Annotated in this window: 12 protein-coding genes and 1 pseudogene; 6 read left to right on the top strand and 7 right to left on the bottom strand. The window is 70.3% G+C overall.

The features are described from left to right. Positions 1 to 29: 29 nt before the first annotated feature. From M6G08_RS19210 to M6G08_RS36010, 4 genes are all read right to left on the bottom strand, one after another. Positions 30 to 2,915 (bottom strand): FG-GAP-like repeat-containing protein, encoded by a 2,886-nt coding sequence (locus tag M6G08_RS19210; RefSeq protein WP_272588392.1) that lies wholly within the window; start codon positions 2,913 to 2,915, stop codon positions 30 to 32. Then, entirely contained in the window at positions 2,915 to 5,491 is a 2,577-nt protein-coding gene (locus tag M6G08_RS19215) for a S8 family serine peptidase (protein WP_272588393.1), read from the bottom strand. Before M6G08_RS19215 ends, M6G08_RS19210 begins: the two co-directional genes overlap by 1 nt. Before the next feature lie 88 nt (positions 5,492 to 5,579). After that, positions 5,580 to 6,530 carry a DUF389 domain-containing protein gene (locus M6G08_RS19220; protein ID WP_443049010.1) on the bottom strand — a complete coding sequence of 317 codons (951 nt, stop codon included), beginning with the start codon at positions 6,528 to 6,530 and terminating at the stop codon, positions 5,580 to 5,582. After that, a complete protein-coding gene (locus tag M6G08_RS36010) occupies positions 6,416 to 7,054 on the bottom strand; it encodes a DUF2254 family protein (protein ID WP_443049011.1) in 639 nt (212 codons plus the stop codon). The genes M6G08_RS19220 and M6G08_RS36010 overlap by 115 nt, the downstream gene beginning before the upstream one ends. 371 nt (positions 7,055 to 7,425) lie before the next feature. On the opposite strand from M6G08_RS36010, the pseudogene M6G08_RS19230 reads away from it, so the two are divergent. The 4 genes and pseudogenes from M6G08_RS19230 to M6G08_RS19245 all read left to right on the top strand — a co-directional run bounded on the left by M6G08_RS19230 (position 7,426) and on the right by M6G08_RS19245 (position 13,894). Next, positions 7,426 to 8,655 (top strand): annotated as a pseudogene (locus M6G08_RS19230) (glycosyltransferase). Positions 8,656 to 8,831: 176 nt separating this feature from the next. Next, positions 8,832 to 10,037: an NAD(P)/FAD-dependent oxidoreductase gene (locus M6G08_RS19235; protein WP_272588395.1), complete on the top strand. Its 1,206-nt coding sequence runs from the start codon at positions 8,832 to 8,834 to the stop codon at positions 10,035 to 10,037. Positions 10,038 to 10,070: 33 nt separating this feature from the next. After that, positions 10,071 to 10,970 (top strand): RNA polymerase sigma-70 factor, encoded by a 900-nt coding sequence (locus M6G08_RS19240; RefSeq protein WP_272588396.1) that lies wholly within the window; start codon positions 10,071 to 10,073, stop codon positions 10,968 to 10,970. A gap of 1,826 nt (positions 10,971 to 12,796) precedes the next feature. After that, positions 12,797 to 13,894 (top strand): IS110 family RNA-guided transposase, encoded by a 1,098-nt coding sequence (locus M6G08_RS19245; protein WP_443048844.1) that lies wholly within the window; start codon positions 12,797 to 12,799, stop codon positions 13,892 to 13,894. A 650-nt stretch (positions 13,895 to 14,544) separates the two neighbouring features. Here the strand turns inward: M6G08_RS19245 and M6G08_RS19250 are convergent. Continuing rightward, positions 14,545 to 15,126: an Rv1733c family protein gene (locus tag M6G08_RS19250; protein WP_272588398.1), complete on the bottom strand. Its 582-nt coding sequence runs from the start codon at positions 15,124 to 15,126 to the stop codon at positions 14,545 to 14,547. A gap of 368 nt (positions 15,127 to 15,494) precedes the next feature. Between M6G08_RS19250 and M6G08_RS19255 the strand changes: the two genes are divergently transcribed. Next, a complete protein-coding gene (locus M6G08_RS19255) occupies positions 15,495 to 16,397 on the top strand; it encodes a pyridoxamine 5'-phosphate oxidase family protein (protein ID WP_272588399.1) in 903 nt (300 codons plus the stop codon). 83 nt (positions 16,398 to 16,480) lie between these two features. After that, a complete protein-coding gene (locus M6G08_RS19260) occupies positions 16,481 to 17,104 on the top strand; it encodes an OsmC family protein (protein ID WP_272588400.1) in 624 nt (207 codons plus the stop codon). 62 nt (positions 17,105 to 17,166) lie between these two features. Here the strand turns inward: M6G08_RS19260 and M6G08_RS19265 are convergent, their stop codons facing one another. Further along, a complete protein-coding gene (locus M6G08_RS19265) occupies positions 17,167 to 17,625 on the bottom strand; it encodes a universal stress protein (protein WP_272588401.1) in 459 nt (152 codons plus the stop codon). Positions 17,626 to 18,068: 443 nt separating this feature from the next. Next, positions 18,069 to 18,374 (bottom strand): hypothetical protein, encoded by a 306-nt coding sequence (locus M6G08_RS36015; RefSeq protein ID WP_443048845.1) that lies wholly within the window; start codon positions 18,372 to 18,374, stop codon positions 18,069 to 18,071. Positions 18,375 to 18,394 lie beyond the last annotated feature (20 nt).

Raw genomic sequence — 18,394 nt, forward strand, 5'->3', positions numbered from 1 at the left:
GGTGACCGGGGGAGCACCCGCCCCCCGGGTCAGGAGAGCTTGTACGTGGTGACCTGGTGGATGCCGTTGTCCTGGACCAGGTACCGGCCGCCGAGATCCTCGGCGATCCGGTCGCGGCCGTAGTCGTCGCCGTTGAGCGAGAGCACCTCGTCGGTGCCGTCACCGTCGAGGTCGGCGGCCAGATGGTTGCGTCCGCCCATGAGCCCGGCGCTGCCGACGCTCGGGACGTAGGAGCCCGGGGTGCCGAAGACGCTCGGGTCCCAGGCGTAGACGCCGCTCTCCACACCGCCGATCAGCAGCTTGCGGCCACCGGGGCCGGTCGCGAAGCCGGCGGCGTAGGACTGCGGGACGGTCAGGACCGTCAGGTCCTCCTCGTCCTCGCCGCGGAACGCCCGGAACGACGAGGTGCCTGCCTGGTACAGCACACCGCCGTCGGTGAAGAAGGCGTTGTGCGTCCACAGGCCGCCGACGACGGCGGTGTGCACGACCTCGCCGGTGCGGCCGTCGCGGATCTCCATGTACTGCTGGAGGCTCACGGCGTCGGTGCCGCCGACCCGACCCCTGAACGCCCACAGGTGCACGACGGCGTGCCCGTCCGCGTACGGGATCTCGGGGGAGGCGAAGGTGCCCCGGTAGGTCAGGGCGGCGTGGATCACGCCGTCGGTCGACCTGGCCGGTGCCTCGGGTGCGGCGTGCCACTCGACCTCGCCGGTCCCGGCGTTCAGAGCGACCGCTTTCGCCGCCGGGTCGGCCAGGGTGATCGCGTCCGCTCTGGAGTAGGAGGTGTAGACCCGGCCGTCGGCCACCGATGGGTCGGCGAAGACGACACCGCCGAGGTCTGCGGGTGCCGAGTACGACCACAGGCGGTGGCCGGCGCCGTCGTAGGCGTCGAGCGTCCCGGTCGGCACCAGCAGGTCCCGCGCGCCGTCGCGATCGAGGTCGGCCAGGGTGACGGAGCGCACGAAGGCGCCGCCGCCGTCGACGGTGGTCAGCGTGCGGCCGGTGCGTCCGTCGAGGACGATGACGGCGGTGTCGGCGGCGACGACGACCTCGGGTCGGCCGTCGCCCGTGACGTCCCCGGTCACCAGTTCGTGGACCGGACCCGGCACGGTCGCCCGCCACAGCTTCTCGGGGCGCCCGGAGACGAGGGAGGGCCCCGAGTAGGCCCACACGCCGTTCGAGGAGCCGGCCATCACCACGTCCGAGGCGCCGTCCTTGTCGAGGTCGGCGGCCCGCGCGTGTCCGATGTCGGCCCGCAGTGGAGTCACCGACCGTTGCTTGCCGTTGCCCAGCCGGAAGGTGCGGACGTTCTCGCTCTGGTCGACGACCCGGATGCGGGTGTCGTGGCCGTCGCGCACGACCTCCTGGTACATGGGAGAGGCGGCGGTGCCCTTCTCCTGCCACTTGATCGCGCCCTTGGCGGAGAACACCGTGAGTGCCGCCAGGCGGCTACCGCCGACGTTCTCGGCTGCGGCGATCTTCTCGTCGTTCTCCGCGGAGGCGATCAGCCGGCCGTCGGCCATCGCCAGGCGCCAGACGCTCGCACCGTTCTGGATGTTGTCCGGGTCCCGCTTGAAGGTGTGCGACCACAGCGCCGAGCCGGGGGCGTCGCCGTCCAACGCGCGGACGGTGGCGGCGTTGACGTACAGGTTGCTGTCCAGTGACGACTCGGAGACCGCGTACTCGGCGCCCTTGCGGGAGTCGAGGGCGCCGACGGTCAGGGCGGTGGGCAGCACGTTGACCCGGCTGTCCAGTGTCTCGCGCCGTCCGGATGCGAGGTCGTACGCGGCGATCTCGTAGCGCACCCCGTCCGTGGGGTCGGCCTGCTCGAGGGCGACGATCCGGCCGCGTCCGGCGTCCAGGCGGAGCTGACGGCTGTAGAGCGCGCTGTCCGCCGACCAGAGGACGGAACCGTCCGCGCTGTCGAGGACGAGGGTGCGGCCCAGACCCTCGGTGTCGTCGGTCCCGGCCCGGTCCCAGGAGACGACGGCCCGGCCCGCGCCGATGTCCTGGAGGTCGCCCCAGTTGACGGATCCGGTTTCCCCGGTGTCGTACGTCCACGTCGACGCGGGGGTCAGCGCGCCGTCGGCCGAGGTGAAGCGGATGCCGGTCAGCTTCGCGGTGTCGGCGGCGGGGGAGTCGAGGCTCATCCGGGGAGCGTCGGCGACCAGCAGGGTGCCGTCGACGACCCGGACCGCGGAGGCGTAGTCGTACAGCTTCGACCACAGGGTCTTGCCGGTGGCGCCGTCGACCACGGTGACGAAGGTGCCGGTGGACAGCGAGGAGCCCGGCGAGGTGATCGGGCGGTAGGGCACCGCGCCGACGCTCGCGGTGAACACGAGGTCGTCGGTGCCGTCACCGGTCAGGTCGTCGGTGGAGTACCCGTTGTCGGAGGTGGGGGAGAACGGGGAGACCGCGTTGTAGCCCATCAGGATGCGGGCCGGGTAGGGCTCGGTCTGCCAGGGGCGGAGCGGCTTCGCCTGCCAGTCCTCGTACAGGGAGCTGTTGGTCCGCTCCCACACCGCGTCGCCGTCGGCGGTGCGGCGCTGGATGCTGCCGAGGCTGGTGAGCATGAAGTAGTCGCCCTTGCGGCCCACGGGCGCGGTGGCCCCCATGCCGCGGACGCCCTCCAGGGTGGAGGCGGGGGTGAAGGTGACCGGCGCGGCGGCGTCGGCCTCGGTGGGGGCGGAGGCGGTTCTCCGCTCCTGTCCCTTTTCCGCGTGGTCTTGGGCATCGCCGTACGCGTCGAGCGTGACGCGGGCGGCGAGCTTGTCGGCCTGGGCGGTGCTGAGCTTCAGGACGTCGCCGTCGCCCGTGCCCGCCGCCAGGGCCGGCGGGGCGGCGCTCAGGCAGAGTCCGGCCGTGACCAGGGCGGAGGCGAGCCGCAAGGTGTGCCGGGAGGTGTGGGTGGTCATCACTTGGCTCCCTGGGTGAAGCGGACGGCGGAGCCGTCGGCGAGGACCGGCTGTTCGTAGGCGTACTGGAGGGCGTCGGTGCCGGTCTGGTTCTGGACGCCGACGGTGGCGCCCGCGCCGTGGTCGGGGACTGTCTTGTACTGGAGGGTGACGGAACCCGTGGCCTCGTCGAAGACGGCTTCGAAGGTGGCGCGGCCGGCGGTGCCGGTGGCGTGGGCGACGTTGTCCCAGACGATGGCGAAGGTGCGGTGGCCCGCCTTGCCGGTGGTGGTGGTCTGCACCGACGACTTCTTGTCGAGGGTCAGGTCGTCCCAGAGCACGGCGATGAAGCCGTTGGGGTTGTTGACCGTGGGCAGCGCGGTGTTGGCGTAGTCGCCGACGCGCGGGGCGAGGAAGTTGAGCATGCCGTTGGTGGTGACGGACGTGCTGGTGTAGGACACCCCGTACAGCCGCACCGGGAAGGGCAGTCGGACGGTGGTGGCGTCCTCGTCGCCGCTGAGGGCGACCTTCTCCTTGCCGGCGACCCACGAGTAGGCGGCCGGGGCGCAGGTGGTGCCGAAGGCGTCGGACCGCGCGGGCACCCGGACGTCCTTCGTCAGGCCGGCGGCCGTGACGGTGGCGGTGCCGGTCCAGGTGCCGTTGCACAGGGCGGGCTCGGCGGGCGTCACGGTCAGGGTGTAGGTGCCCTCGGCGACCTTCGGGATCGTGTACGCGCCTGCGTTGTCCGTGGCGACGGCGTCGACGGGGACGCCGGTCAGCTCGACGCGGGCGCCGGCCAGTGGGGCGCCGGTGACGTCGCGGACGGTGCCGGTGACCCGGTGCGAGGCGACCGGGGTGAGCGAGAAGTCGCGGCTCAGGGCCTGGCTCTCGCCGACCTCGATCCGGGTGGGGGCGGTGTCCGCGTAGCCGTAGCCGCTGACGGTGAGGCTGTGGGTGCCGGGCGTGAGAGTGAGGCGGTAGCCGCCGTCGGCGCCGGTGGTGACCGTGCGGGCGGCGCCGGTGGTGTCGGTGGCCTTCACGGTGAGGCCGGCCAGGGTGGCGCCGGTGTCCGTGTCCGTGACCGTGCCGGTGACGGTGCCCGCGGTGTGCGGGGCCCGGTCGACGGAGGCGAGGACGTCGAGTCTGCCCTCGCCCCAGACGTTGTTCATCCCGGCGGTGCCGCCGCAGTGGGTGTCGTCGACGTCCCGGGCGCCCTGGCCGAGCAGCTCACGGGTGCCGTCGATGTCGCCGATCAGTGATGGGGCCGCCGACCACAGGAGCGCCACCGCGCCGGCGACGTGCGGGGTCGCCATGGACGTACCCGACGCGACGTTGTACGCCGAACCCGGCCAGGTCGAGCGGACGTCGACGCCCGGTGCCGAGATGTCGGGTATGGCCGAACCGTCCACCAGGGACGGTCCGAAGCCGGAGAAGGAAGCGATCGCGCCGGCCGCGTCGTAGGCGCCGACCCCATAGGCCGGGGCCTGGGCGCCGGGGGCGTGAGCGGTCGAACAGGTCGTGCCGTCACCGTCGTTGCCGGCCGCGAACGCCTCGAAGATGCCGGCCGCGTTCCACGCCTCGACGATGTCCTGGTAGAACGTCGTGTTGCCGCCGCCCCAGGAGTTGTTGACGATGTCCGGCGCCAGGTCGGGGCGCGGATTGCGCCCGTTGCGGTCGGTCGGGGCCAGGATCCACTGGCCGGCCTTGAGCAGGTATTCGTCCGAGCACTCCGAGGACTCGCAGCCCTTGGCCGCGATCCAGGTGGCGTTCGGTGCCACCCCGACTCCGTCCTTGCCCACCATCGTGCCCATGGTGTGGGTGCCGTGGCCGTTGTTGTCGCAGGGGACGCCGGAGCTGCCGCACTGCCCGGTGGGGTCGTACCAGTTGTAGTCGTGGGCGAAGGTGCCGTCGCCCTTGGTGCCGCGGTAGTTGGCGACCAGGTCCGGGTGGTCGTACTGGACCCCGGAGTCGATGTTGGCGATGACGATGCCCTCGCCGCGGTCCTCGTAACGGTCCCAGACCTGGTCGGCGTTGATGTCGGCGACGCCCCACTCGGGGGCGGTCGCATCAGTGCCGGTGCCGGTGCCGGTGCCGGTGTCCGCGTCGGTGCGGTCGGCGGTGACGCGGGAGTCGTCCGTCGTCGGGTCGTCGATGCGGTAGTGCTGCTCCTTGACGATCCGTGCCACGTACGGGCGCTCGGCCAGCTCGGCGACGAGCCTGTCGTCGCCGGTGACCTGGACGGCGTTGGTGATCCAGTAGTCCTGGTGGCCGATCTTCTTGTTGTCGAGGAAGGACCGGAGCGGGCCCTGGGTGTCCTCGGCCGTCGCGCGCAACTCCTGGAAGGCGGCCTTGCCCTTCGCCGCGTGCGAGCCGCGGGCGCGGGCGCCGGTCAGGTCGGCCTGGTCCTTCAGGACGACGAAGAAGGAGGACTCGCCGCCGTCGGCGACGGCGGCGGTGAGCGCGGGGTCGACGGCGGCCGCTGTCGTGGCGCCGTTGGCCGCGGTGGCGGGTGACGGTCCGCTCAGTACGGCGGTGGCCACGAACACGGCCGCCATCCAGGGCGCTCGGTGCCGCCACGGCGGTCGGGACAGGTGCATCGGGGTGCTCCTCCGCAGGAGGGTCGGGGGAGCCGGGACGCTAGGCGGGCGCCGTTACTCGGGTATTACAGACGCTGTCCGAAGGCCCTCATCCACCGACCTTGCCGGCCGTGATCTGCTGGCCGCGTGTGCTGTCGACCACGATGGGGACGCCATCGGGGAGGTGTCCCTCCAGACTGTTGAGCAGATCTTCGACCGGGGGCAGGTCGTTGGGAGTGCGCACGTGGATGTACAGGGTGCGGGAGCGTGCGTCGACGCTGGTGACCGTCGCGCCGGGGCTGTGCGAGAGCCACCGCTCGGCGGCGCTCTCGGCTCTGAGGGTCCAGGCGTTGAGCAGGACGGTGACGACCGTGTTGGCGCCCAGGGGGAGCAGGACGGCGGCGAAGAGCAGTCCGAGCATGACATGGGCGCGGCGTGGTCGGTGATGGGTGTGCCGTCCGGTGGTGTGGGTGTAGCCGAGGGCGGTGAAGACGCTCATGCCGGCGAAGACGAGGGCGAAGAGGTTGGACAGGAAGAGCACCAGAGCGCCCAGCGCCGGCCACCATGCCGCCTGGCCGGCGCAGACGCCGGTGACGACGAGGGGTGGAACGAGGGAGATCGCGATGGCCACGCCCGGCAGTACCGCGGCGACGTCCTTGCGGGCCAGTGCCACGGCTCCGGCGAAGCCCGTGGCCAGGGCGGAGATCAGGTCGAGCAGTCCCGGTGAGGTCCGGCCCGAGACCTGGCTGTTGGTCAGCAGGTCATAGGACTGCGGCACCACCAGCGAGGCCACCGCCCCGACCAGGATCACCAGCAGGCACCCGAGGGCCACGAACGCGGCGGCGGTGGTGCGGCGGCGCTGTACGGCACCGAGGGCGATGCCCATGATGGGCGTGGAAAGCGGGGCGATGATCATCGCGCCGATGACGGTGGCGGTGGAGTCCGTCAGGATGCCGCCCGCCGCGATGACGGCGGACAGTGTGAGCATGGTCCAGAAGGCAGACTGCTTCGACCGGCTGTCCCCGGACGAGAGATCGAGGTCCTGCTGGAGGTCGTCCAGAGACCGGCGTTGCCGGTCCGGCAGAACTTTGGCGCGGAGTTGGCCGGGCATGTGCTCAGTATCGGGACCGGGGCGACCTCCGCCGGGCAGCAACACGATCCTGCCGGTCGGCGTCGCGGTGTGGTCCGCGGGTGTTCCCCCCCGGCCGGTTCCGCCCCCCGGGCCGGCTGCTGAGCGCCCGCGGGCCAGGCCGGGCCGCCCAGCCCCTGAGGGTCCTCGATCGCGGCGATGTCGGTCAGGGCCGGGGTGGGCAGTGCGTGGACCGTGTGGTCGAGGGTGGCGTGGAACGGGGTCAGGCTGGTCGCGCGGTGGGAGGGAAGCGCGGAGGCCGGAGCGGCGAGGAGGGCACGCAGGCGGCGGTGGACCTGGAGGGAGTCGGCGCCGTGGAGGACGATCTCGGCGAGGGCGAGGTCAAGCAGGGTGTGCCAGTCGGGGCGGCTGAGGGTGAGGCGGGCGGTGTCGTCCTCGTTCCGGAAGACGATGGTGCCCAGGGTGCGGTGGGCGAGGCGCGGACGGACCCGCAGCGTGCCGCGGACCGAAGCTCAAGCCGGCGAAGGTGGCGCGTGACAGCACTGCCGCACGTTCCCGGCCGCCGACGCGACAGAGGGCTGGGAACGGGCCAGCAGTGTGTATGCGACCACCGGCACTGGCACGCCGTGGAAGGCGTTCTGCGGAGGTACGCCCGCGCTCCGCGGCCGTACACCCGCGCTCTGCGCGTACGCCAGGCACTTGGGCGCGATCAGAGCCCGCACCGTCAGGGTGTCGAGCGCATCACCGTGTGCCCGGCCGCCGCGCAGACGCCCCAGGCCCGGCAGAGTCCGGAACCGCTTCATCCCACTTCATCCCACCGGGATGTTGGGTCACCTGCGCGTCCTCCCGTCGCGTCGGGACGGAGGTGTACGGGCTGCTGACATCAGCCGCTGCCCGTCCCCTCGTCGCGGCCGGCCGTTCAGGGTGCCAAAGCGGTCACCGCGACGACGAAGCCGGCGAGGACGAGCACCGCGAGGGTGAGAAGCGGTGCAGCCGGGCGCCTGCCCGGCGGTTCGGGCCCGCTGATACGGCGCTGGCGGGTGCGCCACTGGACAAAGCTCGCGATCACCACGGCCGTGGCCGTGACCTGATGCGGGCCGCCGCCGCCTTCATCACCGACCTGGGCGAGGGTTTCGCCGACGCCGTGGACCAAGGCGTGGACCTGCTCCTCCTGTCCACCACCACCGCCCCCTCGGCTGGCACATCACCGAGGCCACGGGCACCCCGAGCCTCGGCGTGTACCTCCAGCCCACCGCACCGACCGGCGACTTCCCACCCGTCGTGACCGGTTCCCGCTCACTGGGCCGACTCGCCAACCGGGCAACCGGACGCTTCGCCCTGCGCATGGCCGACCGCGTCTACACACAGGCCGTCACACAACTGCGCCACCGCCTCGCCCTCCCCCCGGCTTCCCCTTCCGAGGTGCGCCGCCGCCAGGAACAGGCGAACTGGCCCATCCTGCAAGGCTTCAGCACGGCCCTGGTGCCCCGCCCCTCTGACTGGCGCCCCGGCCTGGACGTCGTAGGAAACCGGTGGCCCCACCACGACCCGGCCGAACGGCTGCCCTCCGAGCTCGAGGACTTCCTGTCCGCCGGACCCCGGCCCGTCCTCATCGGCTTCGGCAGCATGGCCTCCGGCGACGGGGAACGACTGAGCGAGATCGCGGTACGAGCCCTGCCGCGCCGGACTGCGCGGCATCCTCCAGGCCGGCAGCGCCCACCTCGCCGCCGACGGCGACGACGTGCTCACCATCGGGGACGTACCGCACGCCCTGCTGTTCCCACGGCTGGCCGCCGTGGTCCACCACGGCGGCGCCGGCACCTCCGCCGCCGCGCTACGCGCCGGAATACCCGCCGTCCCCGTCCCGGTCACCGCGGACCAGCCGTTCTGGGCAACGCGACTCGCCGCCCTCGGCGCCGTCACCGACCCCATCCCCTTCCGGTCCCTCACCGCTGAACGACTCGCCGACTCCCTTCACCAAGTAGTGAAGCAGCAGTCACACAGCCGAGCCGCAGCAAGAGCGGCACAACACATGGCGACCGAAAACGGAGCGCGGCAAGCCATCAAGACCATCCAGCAACTGACCGAGGGATGACGCCAATCCGTTCCTCGCGCTCGTCCCGTCTCAGGCGAGGAGCCCGGGCCCCGTTGGCCACGTCCGTTCAGAGGGCCACGCCTGCGAAGTGATCTGACGCACACGCTGTCACAGGGATCGATGGGGCGGTGTCTCGTGCTCGAACCGCTCGAACCGCTCGAAACGAGGGAGACATCATGGCTGACAACACCGATGTGGTGGTGATCGGCGGCGGCTACGCCGGCGTCATGGCGGCCAATCGCCTGACGCAGCACGGCGATGTGACCGTGACGTTGATCAACCCGCGCCCCGTCTTCGTCCACCGGGTCCGTCTTCACCAGTTGGTGGGCGGGACCGACTCCGCCGTTGTCGACTACCGGGAGGTTCTGGCGGAGGGGGTTCGGCTGGTGGTCGACAGCGTGACGCGGATCGATGCGGCGGGCCGCGGTGTGGAGCTGGCGAGCGGGGGTGCGGTCGGCTACGACTACCTGGTCTACGCGGTGGGCAGTGGCAGTGCCGACCCGCGGGTGCCCGGGGCGGCCGAGTTCGCCTACCCGATCGCCGCCCTGGAGGAGGTGCAGCGGCTGCTGCCGGTCCTCGATGCCGCGCCCGCATCGGCCGCGGTGACGGTGGTCGGAGCCGGTCCTACGGGCATCGAAACCGCCGCCGAGCTCGCGGAACAGGGCCGCAGCGTGACCCTGGTCTGCGGTGGGGTGCTCGGCCCGTACCTGCACCGGCGGGGGCGGCGTTCGGTGGCCGGCCGGCTGGCGGCGCTCGGAGTGACGGTCGTGGAAGGCCCCGACACGAAGGTGACGGCGGTGACGCGTGACGCGGTGCGGCTCGCCGACGGCCGGGAACTGCGGAGCGCGGTGACCGTCTGGACCGCCGGATTCGGCGTGCCCGACCTGGCCGCGCGCAGTGGGCTGAGCATCGATGCCCTGGGTCGGCTGCACACGGACGAGACGCTCACGAGCGTGGACGACGAGCGCATCGTCGCGGCCGGGGACTCGGCTGCGCCGTCGGGCCTGCCGCTGCGGATGAGCTGCCAAGCAGCGATGCCGCTGGGTGCGCGGGCCGCGGACACGGTGCTCAGCCGGTTGGCCGGGGAGCAGCCCGAGAGCCTCAACCAATCGTTCGGCGCGCAGTGCGTCAGCCTGGGCCGGGGCACCGGCATCTTCCAGTTCGGCAACAGGTCCGACGTCGCAGTGTGGTTCCACATCGGCGGTCGCCTCGGCGCGAAGATGAAGGAGACGGTGTGCCGGGGCATCCTGAAGCACCTGGCCGATGAGGCGCACAAGCCCGGTGGATACAGCCTGCACCGCATGAAGGGAGGTGCCGGGCGCAAGAAGGCGCTGGAGGCCATGCGCGCCGAGGCGCCGGTCGCCGCCGAACGGGTTTCCTAGGTCCCGGTCGGCCGAGGGGGAAACGATCAGGACATGGGTGATGACCACGCCATTGACCGGGCGACCGCGACATTCGTCGCCCACCGCAATCTGCTCTTCACCGTCGCGTACGAGATGCTCGGCTCGGCGGCCGACGCCGAGGACGTCCTGCAGGAGACGTGGCTGCGGTGGGCCGCGGTCGGCCTGGAGCAGGTGCGCGACCAGCGCGCCTACCTGGTCCGGATGACGACCCGGCAGTCGCTCAACCGGCTGCGTACGATGTCGCGGCGCAAGGAGTCGTACGTGGGCCCGTGGCTGCCGGAGCCGCTGCTGACCACGCCGGACGTGGCCCAGGACGTCGAACTCGCCGAGAGCGTGTCGATGGCGGTGATGCTCGTCCTGGAGACGTTGTCACCGACCGAGCGGGCCGTCTTCGTGCTACGCGAAGTCTTCGACGTCGGCTACGACGAGATCGCGGCGGCGGTCGACAAGACCCCGGCAGCCGTCCGCCAGATCGCGCACCGGGCCCGCCGGCACGTGGACGCCCGGCGCCCGCGCGAGGTGGTCTCCCAGAACGAGGCGCGGGCGGCCCTGCAGTCGTTCCAGCGAGCACTGGAGAGCGGCGACCTGCAGGGCCTGCTCGACGTGCTCGCGCCCGAAGTGGTGTACATGGGCGACGGCGGTGGTGTGAAGCACGCTGCGCTGCGGCCGATCGCCGGCGCCGACAAGGTGGCCCGCCTCTTGGCCGACGGCCTCGACAAGAACTCGTTCCCGATCGCCTTCGGCCCCACCGTGGTCAACGGCAGCCCCGCGCTGGTCGTCCACCTGGACGGTGAGCTGGACGGCATCATGGCGGCCCGCGTAGAGGCCGGCCGCATCACCGGCCTGTACTTCGTCCGCAACCCTGAGAAGCTGTCCCGCATCGCAACCCAGACCCCGCTCACCCTGCGGTGAACGTGCGGTGGCGGATCCGATTCCCCTCATGTTTCACAACACGGCCTGTTGGAACACGCAATGCTCGCCTTGCCGCACGGCTTTGCGCTCCTGGACATGCCCCTGGAGCGCAAAGCTTTGTTCATCTGCTCGGCCGGCGGCATCGACCCCGGTATGGGCACACCTGTGAGAGCGGTCGAAGCCGGTGTCCGGCGATGACACCTCGGCCCGAGAGCGTGCAGTACATCGGCGATGGCCCCGCACAGACTGGCGACGTCGTCGCGGCTGCCGTCGGCCAGGACGACGAAGTCGTCCGTGTAGAGGACGATGCGCCAGTTCGCGCGGCCCTGGTGACGATGTGTGCCCGCCCGCCTCTGATGAGGGTCTCCTCGCGGCGGACGATCTGCTGGGCCCCTGTGAGGCCCGACCCGAGCGCGCCGCGGAGGACGAAGCATCCCTATGGAACCGACCGACCCCACGTCCGGACTCCCCTTCATCGATGAGCACCAGGTACGTGTTGTGGCACCCGCGCCGAGTACCTGGGATGCACTCACCACCTGGATCGCCCGGACCCATCTGGGGGTCAGCAGCGGATTCGCCCATCTCGTGGGCGCCGAGCCGCGTAGCGTCACCGGCATACTGCCGCTCCAGGGCTCGACCATTCCCGGGTTCGCGGTGGCCGAAAGCGTGTGCGGGAAGCGCCTCATCCTCGTGGGCAGGCACCGTTTTTCGCACTACGCACTCACCTTCTCGCTGGCGGACCACCCGGACGGAACACTGCTCAGCGCACGTTCACACGCCCTTTTCCCCAAATTGCCCGGGGCGCTTTACCGAGGGCTCGTCATCGGTTCCGGCGGCCACCGTGTTCTCGTCCGCCGTATGCTCCGCGATATCGGCCGAAGCGCGGGAAAGCCGAGGGACTGCACGGGGGCCGGTATAACTCCCTCGCCGGATCGGAAGTTGATGACTGCCGCGGCGAGTGGATCGAGGCCGGGAGATCCTTGTGAGCGGTACGGACGCCGTGGATGACGGGCTGGTCGTCGAGCGCTCACCTGACGAGTAGCTTTGCAGCAGGCGAAAGGATGGCGATGACCTTCGGTGGACTCTTGACGCTCGGGCTCATTGTCGTGGCGGTTCTGGGCGTGACCGGTGCAGGGGTTGGTACCTACGCCCTGATCTGCAACCGGATGCCTGGACGATGGCTCGCCAGAACAGTACGTAACCCCAGGCTTTGGGGAACCGGCATACTGGTCGCGGTCTCTAGCTTGGCCTTCGTCTCATGGATACCCGTCGTCATCGGACTCGGGATCGCTGTCGTCGGTCACACAGTCAACCCCACCGGGTGACCCGGATTCGCCAGACGCGCAGGGTCCATACCGCCAGGTCGGGCCCACAGCTTCCGGCGACTCGTGCACGGTAAGCAGTAAGAACTCGAGCCTGGAGCGGTGATTATGCGATAGCCTCCCGTCCCGTTCGCTCGCCTTCTGTGACGACTCCCCGTCAGTACCAGTCAAGTGCGTGCGAAAGTCAACGCCTTGTCAGCGTGCTCAATCAGGTTGAGCGTCTCTTCGGCCGAAGTCATCCGGCAGTGATCGAGTCATGCCGCTGTACCGGCATCGATGGGATGGTTGTGCAGCGCCATCCCGGACGGGGTCTGACTCGTGAGATTTTTGACCGAAGTGTCCAGTCACAGGCATGTCGGCCATCGTTGCGGGATGCTGCCTGCCGCCGAGCCAGAGGGCGTGTCCCTATAGGGGCCTTGCCGATCAGGCGCCATCACGGTTCAGACCGCCCGAGCAGGCCGGTGCCATCCACCCTGTATCTCACATAGCGGGAGGCGAACCATCATGACGACCCGACAACGCAGCACTTTCTCGAGCACGGGTCCTCCCGTTCGGCGCGAGGTCGTCCTGGGCGTGGACACGCACGGCGAAGTCCATGTCGCGGCCGTGATCTCTCCGCTGGGAAAGATCCTTGGCACCGAGTCCTTCCCGGCGACGGCGGCCGGCTACCGTCAGCTGCTCGTCCGGGCCCGCAAGCGGGGCACGGTGCGCCGGGCCGGCGTGGAGGGCACCGGCACCTTTGGTGCGGGCCTGTCCCGCTACCTGCTGGCCCAGCACGTCCAGGTGTTCGAAGTGAATCGGCCCGACCGCACGGCCCGCCGTCTGCTGGGGAAGTCGGACCCGCTCGATGCGCGGGCTGCCGCACGTGCCGTGCTCAGTGGCCGCGCCCGGGCCCGGGCGAAATCCGGCGACGGCCCGGTGTACAGCGCCCGGATCTACAAGCTCGCCAAGGACTCCGCGGTCAAGGCCCGCACCCAGGCAATCAACCAGCTCAAGGCCGTCCTGGTCATCGCCGGCCCCGCCCTGCGGGAACGAATGTCGAGCCTCGGCAACGTCGAGCTGTTCCGCACCTGCGCACGCCTCGGCCCAGGCGACGGTGGGAACGACCAGGACGCGGTTACCCACGCCACCCACATGACATTGCGCATGCTCGCCGAGCGCATCCAACAGCTCACCGGACAGATCGACGAGCTGAACCAACGCCTGACCCGGCTCGTCGAACACCACGCCCCGCAACTGCTCGAACCGGTGGGCATCGGCCCGGACAGCGCCGTCACTCTCCTGATCACCATGGGAGACAACCCCGAGCGGCTGAACACCGAGGCATCATTTGCTGCCCTTTGCGGAGTCAGCCCCATCGAGTACTCCTCCGGCCGGCGGCGCACGCGCCGGCTCAACCACGGCGGCGACCGCCAGGCCAACGCCGCCCTGCACCGCATCGTCTTCACCCGCCTGCGCCACGACCCGCGCACCCAGGCGTTTTACGAACGCCGCACCCAGGAGGGCAAGACCCGACGTGAGATCATCCGATGCCTCAAGCGATATACAGCCCGCGAGGTCTTCAACCTGGTCAGACCGGTTTCCCGCACCCCCGTGTTATAGGGGCGTCCGTGAGACGTGAGAGGGTCTGGGGCGTGAGTGAGACACCACCGAACACCCTGCAATACCGCTTTGACGGGCCAGAAGACGCCCCGGTCCTGATCTTGGGTCCCTCACTGGGTACCACATGGCACAGGTTGTAGAGACCGTCTTCGGGCGTCCACGTCAGTCCACACTGGGCGGGTTGTGGCAGGTCTGGGCGTTGCGGTCCGGGGGCGTCGGCGTAGTTGGTGACAGACGTGTGACAGCGCCGGTGATACGGCGAAGCCCCGTGGGGACCACCCCCACGGGGCTTCTTTAGGTAGCCGGCTACGACGAAGGGCGGGGTTTGGTAAGGATATTGATGCCTCGACGGCCAGTTCTTTGGGCGTGCGGACAGAAAAGCAGGAGGTAGGGCACCAAGCCGTACCCGACGCACGGTCGTCTGCTCCAGCATGCAGTCTGCTTTGCCTGAGCAATGGGGTCTGGTCGCCCCCCCCGGCATGTCGGCGGGCCAGCGGGGTGCCGTCAGGAAGTTGGGCAGCTCGGGCTTGCAGCGTGTGGCGCGCTTCAGAACTTGTGGAGATGCTCCACTCGGAGCCCGGTGGGCGGCGGAGAACTCTTCCCCGGCGACGCTCCGGGACATCGGGTCATCAGGCCCCACGGGGCTCGGCTCAGCTGGCCGTGCGTCCCCACTGGGATCCGATCTGCTGCCACTCGTCCTCCAACGCCGTGCGACGCCGACGGTTGAGGACCAATCTGGCTCCGTAGTAGCCGGCAGCCGCCGCCGTGACGACGGCGAACGACGAGGCGGCGCCCATGAAGGCGGCGTCCACGCCTGCCTGTGTCACGGTCGGGGGCGCGGGCGTCAAGTTGTTCTGCCGGTCCGTCCAGATCGACACTCGGGAACCCGCCTTGAGTCCTCCGTCGACCGCGGCCTTGCTCGAGTGCTGGCTACCGTCGGACGCCGTCCAGCGCACGGTCGCGTCGACGCGGCCCCCCGTCGTCCCGTCGGCCAGAGCGTTGTGGGGTACGTCCGACACGAGCGTGGCGGTGACGGCATGGCGTTCCGCGCGTCGCTGCGCGGCGCTCTGGGCGGAGACCTGCGCCCCGAGCACTCCTGCGACGGGGCCCACCAGAGCGATGACGAGCCAGACGATCAGCAGGATCCATGCCTCGAGCACGTCCTCGCGCCGACGCAACGGATTGCGGCGCCAGCGCCACAGAGACCGTCGAATGGTTCTGTTCCCGCGCATCGTGACCACCTCCGGCTGTCGTCTCCAGCCTCACGCCATGGGATCCGGTGCGACAGGGGCCCTTCGGGCACCGCCCGGGTTCCTCATGGGTCGTCCGGCCCTGATCGTTCGCGGTGCTCCGTAGGACGTCTACGACGCGTCGACGTGCGGACGGCCGACGAGGAGATCGCCTCCCGTCGATGCCCGCAGAGAGCCGACGCAGCCGCCCTGTCAGGTCACCACCACGCTCGTGGGGGACCGGCCGTTAAGCCTTCGTGCACGCGTGAAGAGGGCCGTTCGGCACCACGTCGGGACCCTCAGCCGTCTAGTGGGCACGGCGCCGGCGCGTAACCCAGGGTGGAGAGCCTCATCGACGGAGAGGGACGGTCATGTACGCACACGTTGGCGACCGGCTTGTCGTCGAGAGCCCTTCCACCGGTGTTACTCGGCGGGACGGTGAGATAGTCGGCCTGCACCACGACGATGGGACGCCCCCGTACGACGTGCGCTGGTCGGACACCGGGGACGTCACGCTGGTGTTCCCCGGCCCCGACGCGCATGTGGACCGGCTCGGGGAACCGCGGCGGCCTATGCCGCAGGCGACGCGGACTGCTGACCGGACTCACCATGGCTCGGTGTACGGCGGTGACGCGGGGGACGTGGGGCGGCGCCTGGCCGCAGCCCGTCATCGCAAGGGTCTCAGCATCGAAGCGGTTGCCGAGAGAGCACGAATGGCACCCGGCTATCTGTCTTACTTGGAGACGCATACAGCCGACCCGGGCTCCGGCACTCTGGTGCGGCTGGCAGACGCCTTGGGGACGACGTACGGCGCATTGCAGGGAGGTGGCACGGACCGACCGCCCGGGCGGGGATCGGCGCTGCGCGACCCGCACCTGCTCGACCTCGGCGAAGAGGAGTGCCGGGGCCTGCTCGCCACTCATGGAGTGGGACGCATCGCGTTCACTTCGAAGCATGGTCCTGCCGTGTTTCCGGTCAATTACGAGGTGGCGGATGGGGCCGTGGCCTTCCGTGCCGCCCCCGGCTCCGCAACGGCCTCGGCCGTGGACCAGCGGGTCGCCTTCGAGGTCGACCAGGTGGAAGACGCCATGAGCCAGGGATGGAGCGTCCTGGTCGTGGGTCGTTGCCGGGCCGTGACAGATCCGGTTGAGGCGAAACGGCTGGACGAGGCCGCGCACACCAGGCCCTGGGCGGGTGGACGGCGGATCGACTGGCTGGCCGTGGACATGGAACGTCTGACCGGGCGGCGCATCACCTCGGCAGCCGAGTTGTGAGGGGTGCGCCGTTGGGCGCGGCAATGGAATCGATTCGGCCGACGTGACGGAGCCGACCGGACGTAGACCCGTCGGGAGACATGATGAAACTGCAGACTCGCTGCGGCCGCACGATCAACGTCACACGATTCGCGCCCCAAGGACTGCCCGCGCAGCTGGGGCGAGTCGTCCTGGACACGTCGTTCTCCTCCCACGACGCGGACGAACTGTGGGCGTCGCTCACCGCTACGGAGGCGCGGCGCCTTGCGGGGCTGCTGCTGTACCAGGCTGCGGCCGTGGATCCGCAAGCCGCTGAAGCACTCGGAGTGGTCGAGGTGCTGTCGGCGGCCGGGGATGCTTACGCGATACGGATCCGCCGGCATGAGCTGACCGTCGACCAGCCGCTCACGGGCGGAGGGAAGGACACGGCTCCGGCACCCGGGGAGCTGTTGGTCGCGGCGGTGGCCTCGTGCGCGGCGCACTGTGCCGGACGCTTCCTCGACTGGCACGGTGCCGTCCGTGCCGACCTCCGTGTCCGCGCAGAGTTCCGAATGGTGGACGACCGGCCGGCTCGGGTGGCTTCCCTGTCCCTGACCGTCGTGGCGCCGGAGCTGCCGCCGGAGGAAGTGGCTGCCCTGCGTGCGGTGGTGTCCCACTGCACAGTGACGAACCCGGTGGCCAGTCCTGCGGAGATGGAGCTGCGGGTTTTGAGCGACGGTGGCGTGTAAGTCGCCTGTGATTCAGGTGGCCAGCGCCGTGACCTACCCGAGCGTCCCTAATCCCCGGCGGCTCAGTGGGCGGGGTCTGTTTCCCGCTCCCGGCGGACGACGACGACCGGGCAGGCTGCATGCTGAGCGCAGCGCTGGCTGACCGAACCAAGCATGGCCCGGGCGAACGCGCCCCTGCCGCGGCGGCCCACCACGAGGAGGTCGGCCCCTTCCGAGGCGCGGATCAAGATCTCCGACGGGTCACCCTCGACGAGTACCTCCTTGAGACCCGGCGGCCGTTCGTCCGGGAAGATGGCATGCAGCTCCTCGGAGAATCGCTCACGGGCCTGCTGGAGGTCGAAGTCGGGGTCGATGGCGGGACCGGTGAAGCCCGCCGCGGACGGTGTGTCCCACACGTGGATCGCCTCCACGACACCACCGATGGTGCGCGCGTACCGATCCGCCCAGCGCAGCGCGGCGTAGGAGGAAGGGGACCCGTCCACGCCCACGACCACGCGTGCTGTCGGCTCAGAGGATTGCATGGCCACCTCACTCGTACGTGCTTCCCGTCTCTGTCCACGCTGCCCGTTGTCGGCGTGACGCGCCAGCTGACTACATCGGTGGTTCACGCCGTGTACCCGGTGCCCCTTGGGCCTCGGGGAGGAGGTGCGAGGCGAGCAGTTGTTCCCGAAGCCCTTCCGCCAGCCCGGACAGCCGCTCCGAGATTACGGCCCGCCCCGGCTGAGGAGCGCGTAGCCGGAGGGTCTCGGAGGGAAGAGCGCCGCCGGGTCCGCCGTCAGGCGGACACGTGCCGCGGGCAGGGTGTCTGGCTGGCTCAAGCGACGTCCGTCGCGCATCAGCGTGCGAAGGAGTGGTTCCGCACCGGCCGGTGCCTCTTCCTCCCGTAGCGGGATGATGTCCGGGTGGCCCGGACGTCGGTACACCTGCTTGCTCCCCGGCAGCGTCGTCTTGCCCGACGCCAGTTTCATGACCGGGTGGCCGTCGTACTCCACGAGCTTGTAGGCGGAATCGATGTAGGGAGCGTCGGCGGAGGTGCCGACACGGGTGCCGACCGCGTAGACGAGGCGAACACCTCCAGGTCGGCGGCGGTGACGTGGAAATCACTGAGGTAGTCGAGCGCCGGTTCCGTCCCCGCGCTCACGAGGAAGCCCCGCTCGGGAGGCAGTGAGCGGACGAAGAGGCTGAAGGGCGCCGATTCATTCATGTCCTCACGCAGATACGACAGGGCCATGGTGACTTCGTACAGGTCGGTGGTGGTCACTTCCGACATCGCAGTCACCTGCTCGCGAC

Source organism: Streptomyces sp. M92 (assembly GCF_028473745.1).
GTDB lineage: Bacteria > Actinomycetota > Actinomycetes > Streptomycetales > Streptomycetaceae > Streptomyces.